The organism is Mycoplasmopsis pulmonis, from assembly GCF_900660575.1.
GTDB classification, from domain to species: Bacteria; Bacillota_I; Bacilli_A; order Mycoplasmatales; family Metamycoplasmataceae; genus Mycoplasmopsis_B; species Mycoplasmopsis_B pulmonis.
Genome location: NZ_LR215008.1, coordinates 172,474 through 191,760, shown reverse-complemented (window position 1 = coordinate 191,760; position 19,287 = coordinate 172,474). Strand labels below are relative to the sequence as shown.

Annotated in this window: 17 protein-coding genes; 8 read left to right on the top strand and 9 right to left on the bottom strand. The window is 24.8% G+C overall.

What is annotated here, in order from left to right:
- Positions 1 to 144: 144 nt before the first annotated feature.
- The 5 genes from EXC36_RS00895 to EXC36_RS00875 form a co-directional block, all read right to left on the bottom strand.
- Positions 145 to 1,203, bottom strand: a complete 1,059-nt coding sequence (locus EXC36_RS00895; RefSeq protein ID WP_010925006.1) for a YihY/virulence factor BrkB family protein — start codon at positions 1,201 to 1,203, stop codon at positions 145 to 147.
- Positions 1,203 to 2,624 carry an Asp-tRNA(Asn)/Glu-tRNA(Gln) amidotransferase subunit GatB gene (gene gatB, locus EXC36_RS00890; RefSeq protein ID WP_041363972.1) on the bottom strand — a complete coding sequence of 474 codons (1,422 nt, stop codon included), beginning with the start codon at positions 2,622 to 2,624 and terminating at the stop codon, positions 1,203 to 1,205. Before gatB ends, EXC36_RS00895 begins: the two co-directional genes overlap by 1 nt.
- Positions 2,617 to 3,939 carry an amidase family protein gene (locus tag EXC36_RS00885; protein ID WP_041363968.1) on the bottom strand — a complete coding sequence of 441 codons (1,323 nt, stop codon included), beginning with the start codon at positions 3,937 to 3,939 and terminating at the stop codon, positions 2,617 to 2,619. The genes gatB and EXC36_RS00885 overlap by 8 nt, the downstream gene beginning before the upstream one ends.
- A complete protein-coding gene (locus tag EXC36_RS00880; protein ID WP_010925003.1) occupies positions 3,932 to 4,237 on the bottom strand; it encodes an Asp-tRNA(Asn)/Glu-tRNA(Gln) amidotransferase subunit GatC in 306 nt (101 codons plus the stop codon). Before EXC36_RS00880 ends, EXC36_RS00885 begins: the two co-directional genes overlap by 8 nt.
- A gap of 201 nt (positions 4,238 to 4,438) precedes the next feature.
- Positions 4,439 to 6,370: a PTS ascorbate-specific subunit IIBC gene (locus EXC36_RS00875; protein ID WP_165152505.1), complete on the bottom strand. Its 1,932-nt coding sequence runs from the start codon at positions 6,368 to 6,370 to the stop codon at positions 4,439 to 4,441.
- A gap of 448 nt (positions 6,371 to 6,818) precedes the next feature.
- On the opposite strand from EXC36_RS00875, the gene EXC36_RS00870 reads away from it, so the two are divergent.
- The 8 genes from EXC36_RS00870 (at position 6,819) to EXC36_RS00835 (ending at position 13,646) form a co-directional block, all read left to right on the top strand.
- Positions 6,819 to 8,639: an ABC-2 transporter permease gene (locus EXC36_RS00870; protein ID WP_129690026.1), complete on the top strand. Its 1,821-nt coding sequence runs from the start codon at positions 6,819 to 6,821 to the stop codon at positions 8,637 to 8,639.
- Entirely contained in the window at positions 8,639 to 9,346 is a 708-nt protein-coding gene (locus EXC36_RS00865) for an ABC transporter ATP-binding protein (RefSeq protein ID WP_010925000.1), read from the top strand. The genes EXC36_RS00870 and EXC36_RS00865 overlap by 1 nt, the downstream gene beginning before the upstream one ends.
- Positions 9,321 to 10,283 carry an aromatic motif membrane protein gene (locus EXC36_RS00860; RefSeq protein ID WP_010924999.1) on the top strand — a complete coding sequence of 321 codons (963 nt, stop codon included), beginning with the start codon at positions 9,321 to 9,323 and terminating at the stop codon, positions 10,281 to 10,283. Before EXC36_RS00865 ends, EXC36_RS00860 begins: the two co-directional genes overlap by 26 nt.
- Positions 10,273 to 11,112 carry an aromatic motif membrane protein gene (locus tag EXC36_RS00855; RefSeq protein WP_041363965.1) on the top strand — a complete coding sequence of 280 codons (840 nt, stop codon included), beginning with the start codon at positions 10,273 to 10,275 and terminating at the stop codon, positions 11,110 to 11,112. The genes EXC36_RS00860 and EXC36_RS00855 overlap by 11 nt, the downstream gene beginning before the upstream one ends.
- The gene (locus EXC36_RS00850; RefSeq protein WP_129690024.1) at positions 11,105 to 12,076 is read left to right on the top strand and encodes an aromatic motif membrane protein; all 972 of its coding nucleotides are present in this window, start codon (positions 11,105 to 11,107) and stop codon (positions 12,074 to 12,076) included. Before EXC36_RS00855 ends, EXC36_RS00850 begins: the two co-directional genes overlap by 8 nt.
- 214 nt (positions 12,077 to 12,290) lie before the next feature.
- Positions 12,291 to 12,794, top strand: a complete 504-nt coding sequence (locus EXC36_RS00845; protein WP_010924996.1) for a hypothetical protein — start codon at positions 12,291 to 12,293, stop codon at positions 12,792 to 12,794.
- The gene (locus EXC36_RS00840; protein ID WP_129690020.1) at positions 12,794 to 13,264 is read left to right on the top strand and encodes a DUF4231 domain-containing protein; all 471 of its coding nucleotides are present in this window, start codon (positions 12,794 to 12,796) and stop codon (positions 13,262 to 13,264) included. The genes EXC36_RS00845 and EXC36_RS00840 overlap by 1 nt, the downstream gene beginning before the upstream one ends.
- Positions 13,257 to 13,646 carry a DUF4231 domain-containing protein gene (locus tag EXC36_RS00835; protein ID WP_010924993.1) on the top strand — a complete coding sequence of 130 codons (390 nt, stop codon included), beginning with the start codon at positions 13,257 to 13,259 and terminating at the stop codon, positions 13,644 to 13,646. The genes EXC36_RS00840 and EXC36_RS00835 overlap by 8 nt, the downstream gene beginning before the upstream one ends.
- 7 nt (positions 13,647 to 13,653) lie before the next feature.
- Here EXC36_RS00835 and EXC36_RS00830 read toward each other — a convergent pair whose 3' ends face one another.
- The 4 genes from EXC36_RS00830 to EXC36_RS00815 all read right to left on the bottom strand — a co-directional run bounded on the left by EXC36_RS00830 (position 13,654) and on the right by EXC36_RS00815 (position 19,181).
- Positions 13,654 to 14,910, bottom strand: a complete 1,257-nt coding sequence (locus EXC36_RS00830) for a Y-family DNA polymerase (protein ID WP_041363962.1) — start codon at positions 14,908 to 14,910, stop codon at positions 13,654 to 13,656.
- A 108-nt stretch (positions 14,911 to 15,018) separates the two neighbouring features.
- Entirely contained in the window at positions 15,019 to 17,892 is a 2,874-nt protein-coding gene (locus EXC36_RS00825; protein ID WP_041363959.1) for a DUF262 domain-containing protein, read from the bottom strand.
- The gene (gene dcm, locus EXC36_RS00820; protein WP_129690018.1) at positions 17,879 to 18,871 is read right to left on the bottom strand and encodes a DNA (cytosine-5-)-methyltransferase; all 993 of its coding nucleotides are present in this window, start codon (positions 18,869 to 18,871) and stop codon (positions 17,879 to 17,881) included. The genes EXC36_RS00825 and dcm overlap by 14 nt, the downstream gene beginning before the upstream one ends.
- Positions 18,872 to 18,926: 55 nt before the next feature.
- A complete protein-coding gene (locus tag EXC36_RS00815) occupies positions 18,927 to 19,181 on the bottom strand; it encodes a DNA cytosine methyltransferase (RefSeq protein WP_129690016.1) in 255 nt (84 codons plus the stop codon).
- Positions 19,182 to 19,287: the final 106 nt, after the last annotated feature.

The window sequence follows — 19,287 nt, the reverse complement described above, 5'->3', positions numbered from 1 at the left end:
TTTGAATAATTTAGTATATTTTAAAGTTTTATTTTGTTTAAAAATGCAAAAAAGTTGCTTTCGCAACTCTTTGTATTGATAGTCATGATTTGCCTTAACATTATAAGGCAATTTTTTTTAAAAAATTTATCTTTTTTTAAAAAATTATTTTCTTTCAAATCAGCCATAGGTATCAAGTGAAAAATAAGTCTTGTAATAGGCTTCATTTGCCATTACCCCTACATACATAAAGTAAGTTAAAATTAAGGTAAAAAATGAAATATAAATAAAAGTACCAAGGATTCCATAACTTCCATAGCTACTTAATGAGGCTAAAAAACCAAAGGAAACTGTAAAAAGGGAAATTGGTAAAACGCTAATTCAAACCCCTGGATTAATGTGTTTTCATTTAAGTCTAAATTTTGGAACAAATTTAAAAAACAAAATCATTCCAAAGTAGTAAAAAAAGACCACATAAATAGTTGCACTTATATAAAAGAATGTTAAATATAAACTATCATCATCAAGGTTTTTTTTCAAGAAATTAATAAAGGGAATATAAATTAAAAGAGCAAGAGTTATATAAAGGGCCATTGCAATAACAATGAAGATTCCTTTTATTTTATTGGAAATAACATTTCCTAAATTTTTGTGTCCATAAATATAGGAAATTGAATAGACAAACCGAGCATAGCCCGATGAGGAAATTCAAATTAGTGAAGCAACTAAAAATCAAATTCCAGTGTTTTCTAAGCTTGATAATTCTTTGTTTTTTTGAAATGAGCTAATAAAATCAGAAAGTCCTGGAATGAATTTTTTTAAAATTTCATCAACAAAGACTTTTTGATAATCTGATATTGTGCTAAGCAAAATCAAAACTAAGCTGATAATAGGAATAAATGAGAGCAAAATGAAAAAGGCAGTTGAAGGGGGAATAAATGAAAATTCGCTACTTGAGATTTTTTCATAGGTTCTTTTAACTAGCTCATTTTTCTTTGATTTTTGACTTAGCCTTTTTGAAGAGACAAAAATAACAAGGGCTGCTAAAATGATAAACTTAACAATTTTTTCTAAAAAATTAAACTTTTTAGAAAAATCTTTAGTTAGTTTTTTACCAACTCATGATTTTTTAATTGATGAGTCACTTTTTTTATTCTTTTTTTTAGAGCTTTTTGGATCAAAATCATTTCATCCGCTCTCTAAGTCATTATTTTTTTTAAACATTATTTAAATTTTTCTTCAAGAATTTCTTTTACTAGCTTTGAAGAAACAACTGGATTTGCTTGTCCATTAGTTTGGCTCATTAGTGAGCCTAAAATAAACTTTGTTACTTTTTCAGCTCTTTGGTTGTATTCTTCAACAATCTTTGAATTAGCTTCAATGATTTCAAGAATTTTTGCCCTTAAATAGCTTTGATCACTAATTAAAATCATTTTATTTTCTTCTAAAAGCTCTTTTATTTCTTTTTGGTTGTCAACAAGAAGAGGTATTAATTTTTTTAGATGCTTTCCTGAGATATTTCCTTGCTCAAGCTCTTTTAAAAGATCTTCAATGTCTGAGGCTTTAATATTTAAATCAGTGGCATGCCTGTTTTGCTTATTTGCCAAAGCGACAATTTCAGAGAAAAAGATATTAGAGATCTTTTCTTTATCATCATAGTTGATTTTATCAAAATACTTTGATAGTTTAGGATCATTAATTAATAAATTAATATAGATTTTATTAATGTTAGCTTTTTGATATCTTAGTTTTTTTTCGTTGGGAAGCTCATTAATTTGGACTTTATCTATAAAGTCCTGTTCAAGTTTAATAATTGGAATATTTGGCTCTGGAAAATACATGTAGTTAATGGTTGATTCTTTTTTTCTCATAGTTTCTAAAACTTGATCTTTTTCATTAAATCTTTTGGTTACTTGGATAATTTCTTGATTGTTAATTAACTTTTGAAATTGATCTTTAATTTCAAGGTCAATGGCTTTTTTGACATTGTTAAGTGAATTTAAATTTTTAATTTCAACTTTTGTTCCAAGTTTGTCACTTCCATAAGGTCTTAAAGAAACATTGATATCAGCTCTAAGTGAGCCTCGATCCATTCGAGCATCACTTATTTCAAGTAAAAGAGCAATTTTTCTAATTTCATCGATATAACTGCTTGCTTGCTTTGAACTTTTAATTGTTGGCCGAGTTACTATTTCAATTAAAGGAATTCCGGCTCTATTAAAGTCATATCAAATTTCATTTTCTTTAATATATTGACGAGCTGTATCTTCTTCAAGATGAATTCTTTCAATATCTATTTTGACACTTTCATCATCAATATATAAAACAAGGCTTCCATTTTTTCCTATTGGCCGAAATTGCTGAGTAATTTGAAAACCCTTTGGAAGATCAGGATAAAAATAATTTTTACGGTCAAAATGAATTTCACTATCTATTGTCATATTAAGAGCTTTTGCTAATTTAATTCCATTAATAATAGCTTGTTTATTAACTCTAGGCAAAGTTCCTGGATAACCTAGATCTATTGGATGAACTAATGTGTTAGCCTCAGCTTCAAAATCGATTGGACTTGGAGAGAAAAACTTAGTTTTTGTATTTAATTCAAGGTGAATTTCAATTCCAATAATTACTTCAAAATTATTCATGTTTTTGTCCTTTAAGAATTTTTTCAAAATACAAACTATAAGATAAAAGCTTTGCATCTTCATATAAGTTGGTATTTATATTGATACCAAAGGGCATATTATCTTTTGTTCCAAAAGGAATAGTTATTGATGGATTGCCTACTAAATTAGATGAAGATAAAATAAAGTCCATGTAATTTTGCTCATTTTGCTCATCAAATTTAGGAGCTATATCTTTATAAGCTGGATAGATTAAAACTTCATTTTCTTCAAAAATTTTACTTAGATATTTATAAATTGAATATCTAAGTCTTTTAGCTTTAAAAAATGTTTGATCAATGTTATTTTCATCTAAAAAAATTGAACCCAATAAAAGCCTTCTTTGAACCATATCTCCAAAAAAAGTTGATCTATTTTTTAGACAAAGCTCTTTTCAAGAGTCAAAATCATCTTTATCAAAGGTTTTTCCAAAATGAAGGCCTTTAATATTTGATAAATTCGAAAAAGCCTCAGAGTATGAAATGATGTCATAGACATATTTAATGTTGTTCATCATTTGATAGTCAATTTCAATTTTTACCATCTCAATTCCTTGAGATTCTAAAAATTTAATTAAGTTTTTAAAACTTTGAGCTACTTCTTTAGAAAGCTCATTAAAACAATTAAAATAAGCTATTTTTTTTGGCTTAGTTTCTTGAGTTTTTTCTAAAGAAACTTCAACTGAGCTCATATCTTTTTTGTCTTTACCATAAAGAACTTTTGAAAGCACAATTGCATCGCTAACATTATGTGAAAAATAAGCTACTGTATCAAGAGAAGAGGCATAAGTAAAAAGACCATAACGACTAATTGCTCCATATGAGGGTTTAAAACCAACTTTTCCAATTCAAGAAGCAGGAAGTCTTACTGAATCACCTGTGTCACTACCTATTGAAAAACCAATGTCATAAAACATCGAAGCAGCAGAGCCCGATGAAGAGCCTCCTGCAAGGCGAGTAGAATCTAAAGGATTTTTGATAATTCCATAAGCACTAAAAGTTCCTGTTCCTCCTAGACCAAATTCATCACAATGGACTTTGGCAACCATTGAAGCTCCTTGATCAACAAGTCTTTGATAAACGCTTGAGTTATAAAGGGGTTTAAAATTTTCTAAAGTTTTTGATGAGGCTTTGGTTTCATATTCTTTAGTTGCATAGTTATCTTTTAGAGTGTAGACAACTCCTTTTAAAATTCCATCATTTTCATTTTGTTTGTCAATAACTTGAGATACAACATTGTTTGTATCTTTTGAAAGTTCTTGAAGAGCTTTTTGAAAATTTCCTTTTTGTTTAAACATTTTTTTCCTTTTTTGGAACAACAAAAAAATCTTTGTTGGAATTTTTTGTATTAAGCAAAATCTCTTCTTTTTTCAAAAGCTCTGAAAGATCTATTTCATCTTCTCTTAAAACTTGGCTAGTTTGGCCTTGAGTTATTCTTGAAAAATAATCCTGATCTTCAATGGTTAAATCTTTAATTTTTTCAATCATTTCAAAAAGTGAATTTGCTTCATTTTGAAGCATAGTTTTTACATTTGGTTTTAATTTAAAATAAGTAATTTTTGAAATGTCATCTAAAAATTCTTTTTTAACTTTCATATAAAGCCTCCTTATTCTTAGTATTTTTTAACCTTTGCTTTTTAGTGCTTATTATTATAAAAAATAACTTATTTTTTAAGCAAAAATAAGACTAATTTACTTTTCTAAGATATAAATTCTACAACTTTATAAAAAAATAAGCTTTTTTTAATACTAAAAGCTTATTTAATTTCTTTTTAGAAGCTATTTTTTTAAAAATTGTTAGTTATTTAAGAAATTATTTTTTTGCAAAAATTCTTTGAGTTTATTTTTTAGCTCATTTCTATCTAATAAATTATTCAAAATAATTTTATTATCAAAATCAATTGAATTGGCCAAATCAACTCCACAAACTACAGCTAAGATTTTTGGATCATCTTTATTAAATGAATTGACATTTGTATGATCTACTTCAATGATTTGAATTTGCATATCTCTAAGAACTGTTTTTAGATTTATCTCAATTAATAATGAAGAGCCAAGTCCTTGACCACAAACTGCCATTAGTTTGTTTCTTTGACCAACATTGCTTTTTAAAAATAAATCTTTTGGCTCATTAGTAACTTTAGTTTTTTCAAGCTTTTTTTCTTGTTTTTGATCAAAATTTTCATCACCAACTTTTGCATTTTTGTCTTTGATTTTTAAAAGCTTTTTAGATAAGTTAATAACTGGATAAATTAATCAAAGAAAAGCGGCTAAAGTAGGTAAAAGTCAAATAAAGGTATTTCTGCCAACTATTTTTCCAATAAAGGAAAAAGGAACTCCTAATAAATAATCACTATCTCCTCAAGTAATTGAACTAGGAACTTTTTGACCACTAGCATTTGAAACTAGCACTGTAGGCATGTATTCAAGTCCAAAGAAAATAAAAGGAACAAAAGACATTAAAAGCCCACTTAAAAAAGGACCAAGCACAGCAACTCAAATTCCTCCGTTTTTGTTAGCAAAAACTCCAGAGGTAGCTCCTATGAAAAAATGAGGAACAATGCTAGGTAAAATGATTGCCCATCCTATAGAATCATTTTTCATTATTGGCAAGGCACTAGTTATTCCAATGGTGATGGTCATAGCCAAAAGAGCTCCAACAAATGATGAAATAAAACCAATTAAAACAGCATTGGGAGCATATGGAAAAATAGTAGGACAATCAAGAGCAGCCTTTGCACTAGGAACAAGTTTTTGAGAAATACCTTTAAAAGAAGGAACAACTTCAGCTATAAACATTCTTACTCCAATAAGTAAGATCTCCACCCCTGCGGCAAAGACAAAAGCTTGCAATAGTCCTTGAACTATAACATCATCTTGACTAGCAATTACTCCACTTAAAACAAGTCCTTGATAACCCTTTGCAATTCAAGCTGCAATATAAATTATTAAGTAGATAAAAAACATAGTAATTGCTATTGCAACATTAGTGTTTCTTAAAAATGAAAGAGTTTTTGGAAATTTAATATCTTCGGTTGAGACAATTTTTTTGTTTAGTTTTTTATGAACCTTTGCAACTCCAAGACCAACTCACGCAGAAAAAAGATATGCAAGTGAGCCTGTATGAGCAATTGCTATGTCATTTGAATTAGTGATTTGTACAACATATTTATTTAAAAAAGCTGGTGAGATAATCATTCAAAGTGACAAAATTAATGATCCACTTATTACAATAATTGGAATGTCAACTTCTTTATCTAAACCTCCAACATAAAAAACACTAGCCAACATAACTGACATATAAAAAAGTACATGTCCTGAAAGATAGATATATTTTAAATTAGTAATTCTAGCTAGCAATATGTTTAAAAACATAGCAACTATCATAATGAGCGAGCCGGCTAAAACTAGATGACTTAGATTTTCTAGAAAAATACCTGGAACTGAGTCATTGTTGGATATAACTCCACTTACTCCTAAAAGTAAATTAAAAGCAGAGCCAAGTTTGGCAACAGCTGAAGCTAAAAAACCAGCTCCAGCTCCAATTATGATAAAACCAATAATTGTCTTAATTGTTGAGGTAATTATTTCAGTAATTTTTTTACGCTGCAAAGCACAACCTATAAGAGTAAAAAGACCTATTAAAATTGCAGGTGTGCCAATAAATTGTTTAAAAAAATTTATAAAATATTCACTTGTTGTTGGCTCTAATGATGCTAAAAATCTCATAGTTACTCCAATGTTATTTATCAATTTTTTTGCTTGTTTTACTAACTCCTTTGTAGAGCTAATTTTTAAATTGATCTATGAACTTTTGATCGATAAAAGTAAGATCATTTTTTCCAAAAAAGACTTATTTTAAAAATTGTTTTTTTACAATAATTTATAAACTATTTCAAGACCATCTTTTCAAAGCTTTATAACTTGGTATTTATAAGAAAAAAGTTTAGGAAAAAATTTTTTCATCTTTTTTATCACCTAATAAAAATTATAAAAAAAAGTATTACATTTTTAATATTTTCATCAATAAAAATAAGTTTTTAAAACTTTATGAAAATAAAAAAATTTTTCTATTTATAAATGTATAATTCATATCAATTTACAATTTTTTTTGTAAAGAAATCTAATATAACTTAATAATATTTTTTGAAATATTATGTAGAAAGAATTTTAAAACGTGACTAAGTCATTTTTAAAAAAATACACACCTAAAAACCAAGCTCTTAAGATGAGCACTTCATATATACAGCTTTTATTAAAAATAATAATTAGAAAGAAAAGTTCAATAATTCTACCAGTTCTATTGGTGGCAATTAATGTTGTTCTTGCAATATTAATTGGAATTTTTGTCTCAACAAATATTCATGCAACTATTGCTATTTTTGCACTAGTTTTTGTTCAATTGCTTTTGACTATTATTTTTTCAAGCATAAAAGCAATAAACATTTTTAACGACATGGAAAGCGAAGGAATTGAAATAATTTCTTTTTCCAAAAAAATAACAAGAAGAAATATTATTTGATCAAAAATTACTCTTTTTATTTTGATAAATTTATTTTGATCATTATTAATTTTTCTAATGAATTTAATTATTTTTATTATCACTTATAACAAACTTGATCTTATAAATAATTTTTTAATTTATTCATTTTTTTCTCCATTATTTTGTGGATTAATCTTTGGATTTATTACTTCATTAATATCATATAAATTCTCACCAAAATTAGCATTGGCTATTCCAATTTTAATTTTTACTCCATTAGTAATTGGTGGAAATTTTATTAATGGATCTTCAAGTTCTGTACCAAAGAAAATATCAAAAATTTTAAATCTGCCTTACAAACACTATGATGGTGGAACCATTTTAAATGCAGAAAAATTTTATTTGAATAATCAAAAAGATGAACTTTTTATTATTCCAAAAAACATTGATCAAAACACTTTAGATCAAAGACAAAAAGACTTTATTAATGAAGCCTTTGTAAGCACTAAAAAAAGTGCAAATTTATATCAAAATTTTTCATGACTTTCACTTCCTTATCAACTCTTAAATATCTTTAACAAAAATGACAAAGATGTTATTGAAAATATCTTTGAAAATGATAAAAGTGATTTAGAAAAATATCCTTATTACAATCATTTAGATTCAAAAGATTTTAGATATGTTTTACAAGATTCTAAAGGACTTTTAAAAGTTGATGCTTTTGAAAATGGAATAGAATACCAAGGATATATAGTTCCCGGATTTTTGAAAAATAGAAGTTTAATTCCTAACCAAATTAACAAAGATCTTATTTATGCAAGAGAAGGTGCAAACAATTTTAATGTGGCTTTTCAAGAAGATGATTTTACTTTTTCAAAGCCAGATAATTTAGTTGGAAAAATTGACTCAAATATTATTTTAGAAGCTTTAAAATCAAAAATTTTTCAAGCTCAAGCAAAAGAATTTTTTGACTCTCTAGATGAGCAAATAACCAAAGCTGATTTACTAAGTCAAATATCAAAAGCCCTTGATGAAAATGGATTAAATTTTACTAATTTAATTGATGAATCAACTACTCTTTTTTCAAGTGAAATTGATCTTCAAAAAATTAAAAATCTAACTGAGAAAAAAGTTCTAATTGGAGTTAGTTTAATTTACTATTTATACTTTAATTATCAAAACTCACCATTATTAAAAACCTTATTGGAAAATGACAATCCAAATTTAAAATATACTCCTCAACAAATACAACTTTTAATCAATAATGAAAAATACAACATTGGTGGATATAGTTCATTTGTTCAAGTTCAACAAGCAGTTAATAACAAAATAATTTTTAGATATAACTTGGAAAAAAGTAATAATTACTTATTCCAAACTGTTGATCAATTTTATTCATTAAAACAAGATTCAAAAGTAATTAACAAAAATTATTTTCCATTAATTTGAATTTCATTAACTCTTTTACTTGTTGCATTAAATTTTGCTCTATATATTAGAAAGGATTTTAAATAATGGATGCAATTTTAGAAGTTAAAAACCTCTCAAAAATTTATAACAAAAAAGATAATAGAGGAATTCAAAATTTAAACTTTTCAGTTCCAAGAGGATCTTTCCACGCCTTCATTGGAGAAAATGGAGCTGGTAAAACAACAACTATAAAATCAATAATTAATTCTTTTTCAAATTGAACTGGACAAATTTTAATAGATAACAAAGATAACAAAACAGCTGAGTCTAAAGAAAAAATTGGATATGTTCCTGAAAATGCACTTTTTCCAAAAGAGATAAAAACTATTGATTATTTACTTTCTTTTGCTCTTCTTTCAGGAATGGACAAAGCCAAAGCTAAAGAAAAAATTAAGGATATGCTAACAAGGTTAGATATCATTGACTTAATTAATAAAAAACCATATTCTTTTTCATCAGGACAAAAGAAAAAAGTTTTATTAATTCAAGCTTTAATTCATGAGCCAGATTTAATAATTTTAGATGAGCCAGCTGCTAATCTAGATCCTAGTGCAAGATATGAGCTTTTCAAAATTTTAGAAGATCTTAAAAATCAAGGAAAAACTATCTTTATCTCATCACACATTCTTAGTGAAATTGACAAATATATTGATAGCCTTACTTTAATACATGATGGTCAAATTGTTTTTAATGGAGAAAAAAATCAAAATTTAGAAGAGATTTACCATGAAAAAATCATTAAAACTAATTAGTTCTTTTTTACCTTTATTAACTGTTTTTTCAGTGATTTCGTGTGATAAAACTCAAGATAATAAGGAAAAAAATCATCTTCAAATAGATCATCAAAAAGATGAGCAAATCTCTAGTCAAAAAAGTTTTTCTAATCAAAAACATATTCAAAATTTAGTCAATGATTTTATTGACAATTCAAGTGAAAAAAATAACTATGTTTTAACTCAAAAAAATCTTCCAAAAACACTTTTAAAACAACTTCAATTTTCATTAGTTTATTTCAACAACATCTGATCTAGCAAAGATCAAAATGATATAGGTCATAGCCAAGCAAGAAAAAGATCACATGAATTTATTTTAGAAGCTCTAAGTTCAAATTGATATTGATCACTTCAAAACATTGATAAATTTCAATATGCTTTTAATCCCTATGGACAAAGACTAAAAGGATATAGACAAGAAAAAAAAGATTTTGAAGATCATATTAAAACTTTTGGTTTTCTATCAAGACAGGCTAAGTCAAATAAAATAAAAAACATCTACAAAATTAATATGGAAAAGTTAAATGAGGATGTTTTCCAAAACAAACAAATTTATTATTTAGAATATGAAAATAATTTATTTTTAAAAATTTATAAATTACAAAATAAAGATAAAACTATTATCTTAATTTGACCAGATCTTTACTGAATAAAAAATACAAACAATGTTGAATTTTATTTACAAAAATTTGAACAAGAAATAATCAAACAAAGAAAAATGTCAATTCAAAATGAAATTGAACCTGATGAAGATGAAAATCCAATTTACAAAAAATATAATGACTCACATTTATATGAAAAACTTTTTCAAGGGCAATACTATGATTGAATTAGAAATGCTATAAAGTCTTTAAATGAAATGGAAAGTGAAAATCAAATTTATCGTTATACATTAAGGGGAATTGATGAAATTTAAAAAAACATTTTTTCTAATTTTTACTAGTATTTTTTCATTAGCTATCGTTTCATGTTCTGTTGATTATTCAAATTTTAATAAATACATAGATGTAAATAAAAATGTTGTTGAGTCTTTAAAAAACCCTCAACAAATAAAAACAAACCAAATTTTAGATGTAATTTTAAATCACTATTTTGAAAAAGATGAAGTAGCTAAAGTCAACTTTCAAAAACAACAAGATGAGACCGAATATCAACAAAAAATTCTTAAACAAATAGAAGAAATTTCAAACAAAATTGTTGATGAAAAGTCTAAAGAATTTATTGATCAACTTAATAAAATTTTTTCTCAAAATTGATACTTAATTTTGAAGAATTTAGATAAGTTTCATGCTGATTTTTTTAGTTGATATACCATTGATGTTGAAAATACAACTTCAGGAGAAACTGCTAAAAGTTCTATGGAATATTTAGATAATCTAAAAACTCTTAAAAAATACAATAATTTAAAATTTAATGATGCTTATCTAGATCAAATAAAAGAAGGAGAAACTTCAGGTTTAAGTGATTCTTTTGCTGACTATTATATTAAAAAAGATAAGTTACTTTTTAACTTAAAAATTACTAAAGAAGATAATGAATCTAAAATTAGTTTTTCTCCTTTTGTATACAACTTTGCAAAAACAAAAAATGACATATCTATTAACTTAATATCGAATATTTTTCATAATGCACTAATTCATCATAATCAAAAATATGTTGACATTTTTGAAAAGGAAATTATCAAAAAACATGCCTATGGTGAACCAGCTTTAATGCTTATGAAAATAAGGACTAAAAATGAATAAAAAGAGATTACTTTTATCTATAGGTTTTTTATCTAATTTAGTTTTTTTACCATTACTTTTATCTTGTCAAAAACAAGCTGAAATACCTGTAAAAATAAATAACCAATTATCATTAAGCGCCCAAGAAAAAGAAGATAAAAATTGAAATAGTTTTTTAAATTCTGAATCTATAAATACTTTATTAAACACAGCTTTTTATAATGAAGAAACCAAACAAGTTGATGAGCATGAAAAGCAAAATTTTATTAAAGAACAAAAGGCAATAGATACTCAAAAATATTTGCAAGAAATTAGAGAAAGTTTATTTTATAGCAACCTTATACAAACCAATTCATTTATATTATCTCTTTTTGAAACTCCTATTCACTCAGTAAAAAATTCTAGAGAAAAAATAAAAGACTTAACAAGCAAAAATTGACTTTGACTTTTATACAATTTTGACAAGTTTGTTTTTATCTATTCTTTAGAGCGAGATCTTTTTAAACACACAACTGAAGAATATGATGAACAAGTAGCAGAAACTAATTTAAACATTGGTTCACTTTATTCACCAAAAACAAATAATTTTATTGACCATGCTAGCATGATTTACTCAAACACTTTTGATAAGCCTATTCCTGATGGAGATGATAAAAGTTTTCATAGAAAAACAACTAATTTTTTTCTAATGAATGAAGATGGTTTTATATTTGAATTAGAAATCAACTCAAGTTATCAAGAAGATCCAAAAACTAATCAATTTAAAATAGAAAGAGATATACGTTCATTTCCTTATTTAAAGTCATATCCAAAGTTGTTAAAATCAACTAATAAAAAGAAGGATTTTTCATTATCAGATTACATTAAAAATACTCAATTTTTCGAAGGTTACATTCCAAATGAAGTGGATAAAATTTTGTTTGAAGAATTGCATGGTGGAGAACAACTAAGATATGGAATAATTCAGACTAAAAATAAAAAATAAATCTTGTATTTTTAGTTAAAAAAAGTTAAAAAGCAATATGAGATATAAGTTATCTTCTATTGCTTTTTTCTTTAATCTAAAGTCTAAAAATTTTTATTATTTTGTTGTTTTGATTTTCAAGTTTTTATCATCAAGAAATCACAAATAAAGTTATTCAAAAGAATATCTTTTTTATTTTGTAGATTTATAAGGTTTTTATATTTATAATAAAAATATGTTTAAACCTTTTAAGAAAAAAACTATCAATAAATCTAGAATTTATTTTGAAAAAAAATCTGCATATATGAAGAGATCTTTGGTTATTAACATCATCTTAGATAACCTTTTATCTATCGGGATTATTTTTTTAAACTTAACAATTGTTTCAATTTCATCTTATATATTTTCATTGATGATTAAAAAAATACCAGCTAATAGTAACTCTTCAACAAGTGCTACAACTACTATTGTTTTGATTTCTATTTTGAGCTTTTTTATTATTCTTAATTTCTTTTTGGGAATATTTTTTCAGTTTTATAAAATTAACATGAAATATAAACACTATCGAAGAATCAAAAGAGAAATCAAATACTATAGCATTAAGTTTAACTCTGAAGAAAACAAATGAACTCCTGAAGAGTTTGTTGCTTTAATAAACAAGAGTGTAAAAAAACACCATAATAACGAAAGGCTAGGATTTAAACAATTCATCATAAAGTACTTTAGAGGAGAGATCTAATGAAAATAAGTTTTTATGATTTTTTCAACAAACATTTAAATGATTCTTTAATTAAGATGAATATTTATAAATATAGTTTTTACTTGTTAAATATAGCAAGTTTGTGTCTTGTTTTTTACTCAACAATTGTCAGCTCATTACATCTTGCTGCCATCATTCATAGAGCCAAATTTCCAGAGCTTGCACAGTCTTTTTCAATCCTTGGTGCAGGAGGATCTGATTTTCCTATCATAACAACACTAGTTTCAGCTTCAAGTTCACTTCTTACTTCTTTAACTTCATTTTTTGTTATGAAAGAAAGATTCCATAGAAATAAAATGATTTATGAGCAATTAATTATTCAAAAAATACTTTATGAAGTAAATGCAGGAGTCTATTCTGATACTCAAAAAAAAGATTATCTTTTATTTGAAAAAACAAGCGAAATTACTGGACATAAAAAATATTTAGATGAGGAGATAAATGACTAAAGAACAAGCTAATGAATATGCTTTATCTGTATATAAAAAATACAATAAAAAATTTCAAATATCTAGATTCATCTTTGCATTTTTGCAATTTATAATTATTGTAATTAACATCTCATTAATCATCTTAAACTTATATTCAATTAGATACAATGCTTTTCCAGATGAGACACTTCATTTTTTCATAATCATAACTGTTCTTTTTGCAATCATAACTTTTTTTAGTGCTTTAATTGCCCTATTTAATTTCAGAGAAAAAACTGATGAATTAGTTGATAAAATCAAAATAGTTGATAAGGCAATTGTAGATCTTGATAATGGAAAAATTGAAAAAGTAGTAGTTGATGAATTTGGTCTAAATTGAAACAAATCAAAAGAAGAATAAAGACATCTTAAAGAGATGTTTTTTTTATCTTCTTTTGTTCATTTTTTATAAATTTACTTTGTTTAGATTTGTGAATTTGACTGTCTTGATATTCATTTAGAAAGTAAATAACTTTTCTTGTTTTATCTTTATTTATTGATTTAATCAAAGCATTAATTTTTTCTTTTTTTGAATCATATTTTTGATCAAAAAGATCAAAAGATAAATCACTTTGGTATATATCGCCAAAATCAGATAAACTTATCCCAAGACCTCTAAGTTTTTTTTCATCTCAAAATTGATTAAATATCTCAATTACTCTATTCATAATATCTTGACTTTCAAAAAGTTTAATTGAATATTTTTTTCTTTTGGTTTTTCACTTGTAATTTTGATCTCTTAATTTAACTGTAAGGGTGTTAGCATAAATACCTCTATTTTTTAATTTTTTCTCTAATAATTCACAAATTAACTTGAAATAATTAAAAATAGAAGATCTTTCATCTAGATCATCATGACTAAAGGAAATTTCACTTCCAAGTGATTGAGCATCATTTTGACTTGTATCAATTTGATCATTGCTTATTCCTTGACACTCTTCTTTAATTGTTTTTAATTTTATGCCATAAATTTTTTCAAGAGCTCCTTGAGCAAAAACACTATTACAAAAATCACCAATAGTTTTAATATTTAAATGAGATAGCTTTGCAAGGCCACTTTTTCCAATACCTACATATTCAGAAATGTCTTGAGAGTAAATATTCTTTTTTAAATCACTTCTTTTTGTAATTGTTATTCCATAAGGTTTATTAATAGAAGTGGACATTTTAGCCATTCATAAATTAGGTCCTACTCCAATTGAAAAAGGAATAGAAAAATTGTCCATGATGGCTTTTTGCATTTCTTGTGCTAGTTTTAAAATTGAGCCTTTTTTAACTACCAAATCACTAGCATCTATAAAAAATTCATCAATTGAGTAAATTTGAATTTTTTTAGTGTAATTTTCATATAAAAAGTTAAAGATATTTGATGACAAATTGCTATAGAGTTCAAAGCTATAATCAGCAACAACTACATTCGGATCAATTAGTTTTGCCTTGTAAAGGGGCATACCAACTTTTATACCCTTAGCTTTTGCCTCATAACTAGCTGAAGTAATAATTGCTCTTTTATGATTATGTGCTACAACCATAGATTTACCAAATAAATCTTTTCTAATTGTTCTAATGGCACTTACAAAATAAGAATCTGCATCTAAATGAAAAATAACTTTGCTTTTTAACATAAAAATAATTTTAACTAACATTATTAGTTAAAAGTTAAATTAGTTTTTTGTGTTTTTAAAGATTCAATTTTGAATCTTTAATCTTTGTTATAAAGTTAATTTAAACTATTATAAATCTTGAAGCGCAAGACAAAGAATTCAAGCTATGCCTTCGCTTCTTTTTTTAATATCTTCAATGCCAAAATCATTTTTATCTTCTCCTAAAATATATAAAGATTCTAAAGATTCTTTAATTTCACTTTCTTCAATGTTTCATTCTTTATCTTTTATTGAATTTTCATTATATTTTTCAACCATATCTTTTATTTCTGAAATATATTTGTCAATACTTTCTTTTTCTATACCTTTTACATTTTTTAAAACACTAATATATTCTTTAGTGTTATATAGTTGTTTTTTTTCTTTAAATCTTTTAGCACCAAGTTCAGAATTATCTGATCTTTTTATAAAAAGTAAATTGCCAATATAGTCTTTAAATTCATCAAGTTCTTGATCGTTGGATCCTTGTGATCTAGGTAAAATATGTTCTATTGTTAATTTATTTTTTTTCTCTAAATAAGAGCCTAAATCAAAGTTGAAAAATTCTTTGGTTAAAATATTTTTCTTTTTGTCTTTTTCTATTTTTATGAAATTTTCAAAAATTATTAAAAGCAAGTCTTGATTTTTGCTTTGAATTTTTTTCTTAGCTACATTTTCTCAAAAATCTTTAATTGTTCCATGATTTAAGTTATTAGTGTTTTTTGTTTTATTTACAAATACATTATAAAGAGTGTGTTTATCTAAAATATTAATTGTTTTAATGTCTCTTAAAAAAGAATCCATAAAACTAGTCATACTTTGTCCTTCTTTAGCAACAACAGATCTTCTAATTTCATAAGATTGAATTGCTTTCAATAAATCTCTTAAAGAATTTAATTCATTTTCATTTTCAATTTTAGAATCAAATTCAAAAATCTTATTTTCTCCAAGTTGTGTTTTTAATATTTGAATTATCAAAGGGATATATAAAGTTTTTTTATAACTTATCAAAGTATATAAATAATCACTGATAAAATAAAATCTTTGATCTTTATTTTTTGAGTATTCACTAGGTTCTAAAACTTCAAAAAACAATTTAATTTCATCACCTAATCTTTTTAAAGCTTGATCATAAGGAAGAGTTTTTTCTTCATCTTTGTCATAAATTATTTCATCTTTAATATATATTCAAAATTTGAAATATAACTTCATATCAGTTGAGTCTGAACTTTTTAATTTTACTTCATTATCACTTATGTCGTAAATGGAACTTATGTATCTTAAAAATTCTTTTATTTTTTTAAGATCTTGGTTGTTATCTCCTTTTTTTGATAAGAATTTTTTCATAATTTTTTTATCAAATAATTCTTGAAATGATTTTTGATCTATTTTTTCATCTTTTTCTTCATAGAAATCAAAGATTCTATTTTTTATCAAGTCAATAGCACTTAAAGGCACTTGTGTTGTATTCATTCTTTCAAAAAGATCAAATTCATTGATATCTTTAAGGTTGGTAAAAGTAAAATATATATTTTCTAAAAAGCTTTTTCAAAAATTTAGTATTTCATCTTTTGATGTTAAATTTTCTCTAAATCAAATGATGATGTCTACAAAAATTTTAATAATGTTGTTTTCTTTTTCTAACATTTCTTTTTCTAATTTGTTCAAGGATCAAATTTTTGAAAAAATTTCAACATCATCATAGCCATCTATTCGATAAAAATAATTTGATAAAACTGTCTTTTCTCCTTTTTGATCATTTACAGATTCATAAAGGACTTCTAAACACATAAATATCTTTTTTGCTAGATCATCATTTTGTGAATCAAAACCGTCAATCAGATTTTCAAAATTTCATTTCTCTACTTTATTTTTTACTGAAAAAATAGATAGAGCTACAAAAATTAAAAACAATGTTGAAATTCTTTGTTGTCCGTCTATAATTTTCAAAATTTTATCTTCTTCTACTGTTATTATGCTTCCTAAAAAAATAAAAGATTTATGTTCCTTTTTATTATTTATATCACTTAATAAATTTGTGATTATTGATCAATCTCAACTAAATTTTCTTTGAAAAATTGGAATTTTTATCTGTTTAAATTGATCATAAGGTAATCTTGCAATAAAATCAAAAACACTAAAAATTTGAACCTCTATCTTATCATTGGTGACTTTTTGAATGTTTTTGTTTTTGTAATCTAAAGCTAATGTCTTAATTTTTTTTAAATTATTTTTTAATATTTTTGTGTTTTCATTATATTCATCTAAAGTTTTTGTTTTTGATTTTTTTAACTCAATTAACTTAGTTGTTTTTTCAAAATCTACATCCTGAATAGATAAAAATTTTTCTATTTCATTTTCAAATTCTCCATCTTTATCATCGATATTTTTTAGATTTTCAACAATATCTTTATAATAATTTATTGCTTTATCATTAATTCCATCTTTAAATAATATTTCTTTATTTGTTTTATATTTTTTGATAAAAATATATGAATAAGCTAGAGAAAAATAGAAACTTGTTCTTGATTTAATTTGAAATTTTTTATCATTCATTGTTTTATATTGCTCTTTTAAAAATTCAAAAATTTGTTTATAAAAAAGATTTGGATCATTTGAGTCAAAATTAAAATTAAAATCATGACTTTTTTTAAATTCCGAAAGATGATTATCTAATTCAAATATTGCTTTTTCATGATCTTTAAAACTAAAAATACCCAAGAAAAACAAAGTTCTTTTTATTTGATAAAAAGTGGCTTCTTTTTTCTTTTCGATAATATTTATTTTTGAATTATCAGAAATTAAAATTTGATATTTATTTTCTTTATTGTCAAAATCTTCTTTTAGGACACTATGCTTATTTAATAATTTCAAATTTATCAAAGTTGTATTATCAATATAAGAGCTTATGCTTGTGCCTATTTTTCAAAATTTTTCTGATGTTGTGTAATTATCTTTTGTCATTATGTTCTTCCTTTTCATGAAATTTTTTTTGTATTATTTCCATAATTTTCTCCATAACTTCAATCGATATACTGTTTCCAGCATGTTGATACATTTTTGTTTTACTTATTGATTTAGAACTTATTTTTTCATAATCTTTTTCTTCAAAACCCATTAATAAATATGCTTCTCTAGGAGTTAAAAATCTAAAGTTTGCTTTATTGTTTTTCTTCCTAGATGAATTGTCTAATTTTGTATTTTTTAAATCGATAACACCACTATTGGGATGTCTATCTTGACGGGTAGTAAGAGTTCTAATTAAAGAGCTAGTAGAATTTATGTCAATTTTAGGATTTTTTTCAAAAATAAGTTTTCTTGAAGGGGTTCTATTAGGTTGAGAAATTAAAGCTTCTTGGTAATGATGTTCATTTTCATAGTCTACTTTTAAAATATCTTTTATGGATTTTCTTTTAGGAGTTGGCAAAGGTTTATCAATGTCTAAAATGTTTCCATCTTGATCAATTTTTCCTCAATAATTTAAGATAGAAATGGCATAAACTCTTTTCCTACTTTGAACAGAGCCATAATCACTAGAATTAAGTTGAAAAGTAACGGTGCTATAATTCAAATCTCGTAGAGATTTTAGTCATTCTTTATAATCATCAATATGTTTTTTATTTAATAGAGCGTTGACATTTTCTAATAGCAAAAAATCAGGAAGTTCACCAAAGTCATTGAGTTGATTTAAGATTCTTTCAATTTCTCAAACAAGCCCACTTCTTGTGTTACTTCCTTTTTTCATTCCTAAATTTTTTTGATGAAAACCATTTGCACTAGATAGATCCTGACAAGGAAAAGAGTAAGTTAATAAATTAATTTTTTTGCCCTTAGTTACTTGATTAATTTTCTTAAAATCAATTTCCTTGATGCTTCCAATATTGTTATTTTTTTTAATAGCAAAATATAGATCTTTTTTAAATTCAAGATCATAATTAGTTATTGCTTTTTTAATTGGACTTTTGCCATTTGCTGAGTGAACAAATTTAGATAGAAATTTATCAATTTCTACTTCAGCTAGTCTCTCTCTCTCTCTCTCTCTCTCTGTCTCTAGAAGTATTGTGGTGAATTAAATCATAAGAGATATTTGCATACATATCTCATTCACTAGTGGCTACTATTTTGTATTCAAAATTAGGGTTTTTATTCTTTACATTTTCAAGGGCTCTTCTTTGAGCTCCAATTCCAGCAAAAGTTTCAAAAACATTGAGAGTTTTTTTATTTTTTTTAGAGACACTTTTTTTATTATTCATTAGCTTTTTCTTCTAATCCTTAGTTAACAAAGATAAATTTATTAAAGTACATTTTAAATAAAAAAAATTAAAAAAATATAAAAAAACTAACAATTTAAAATTGTTA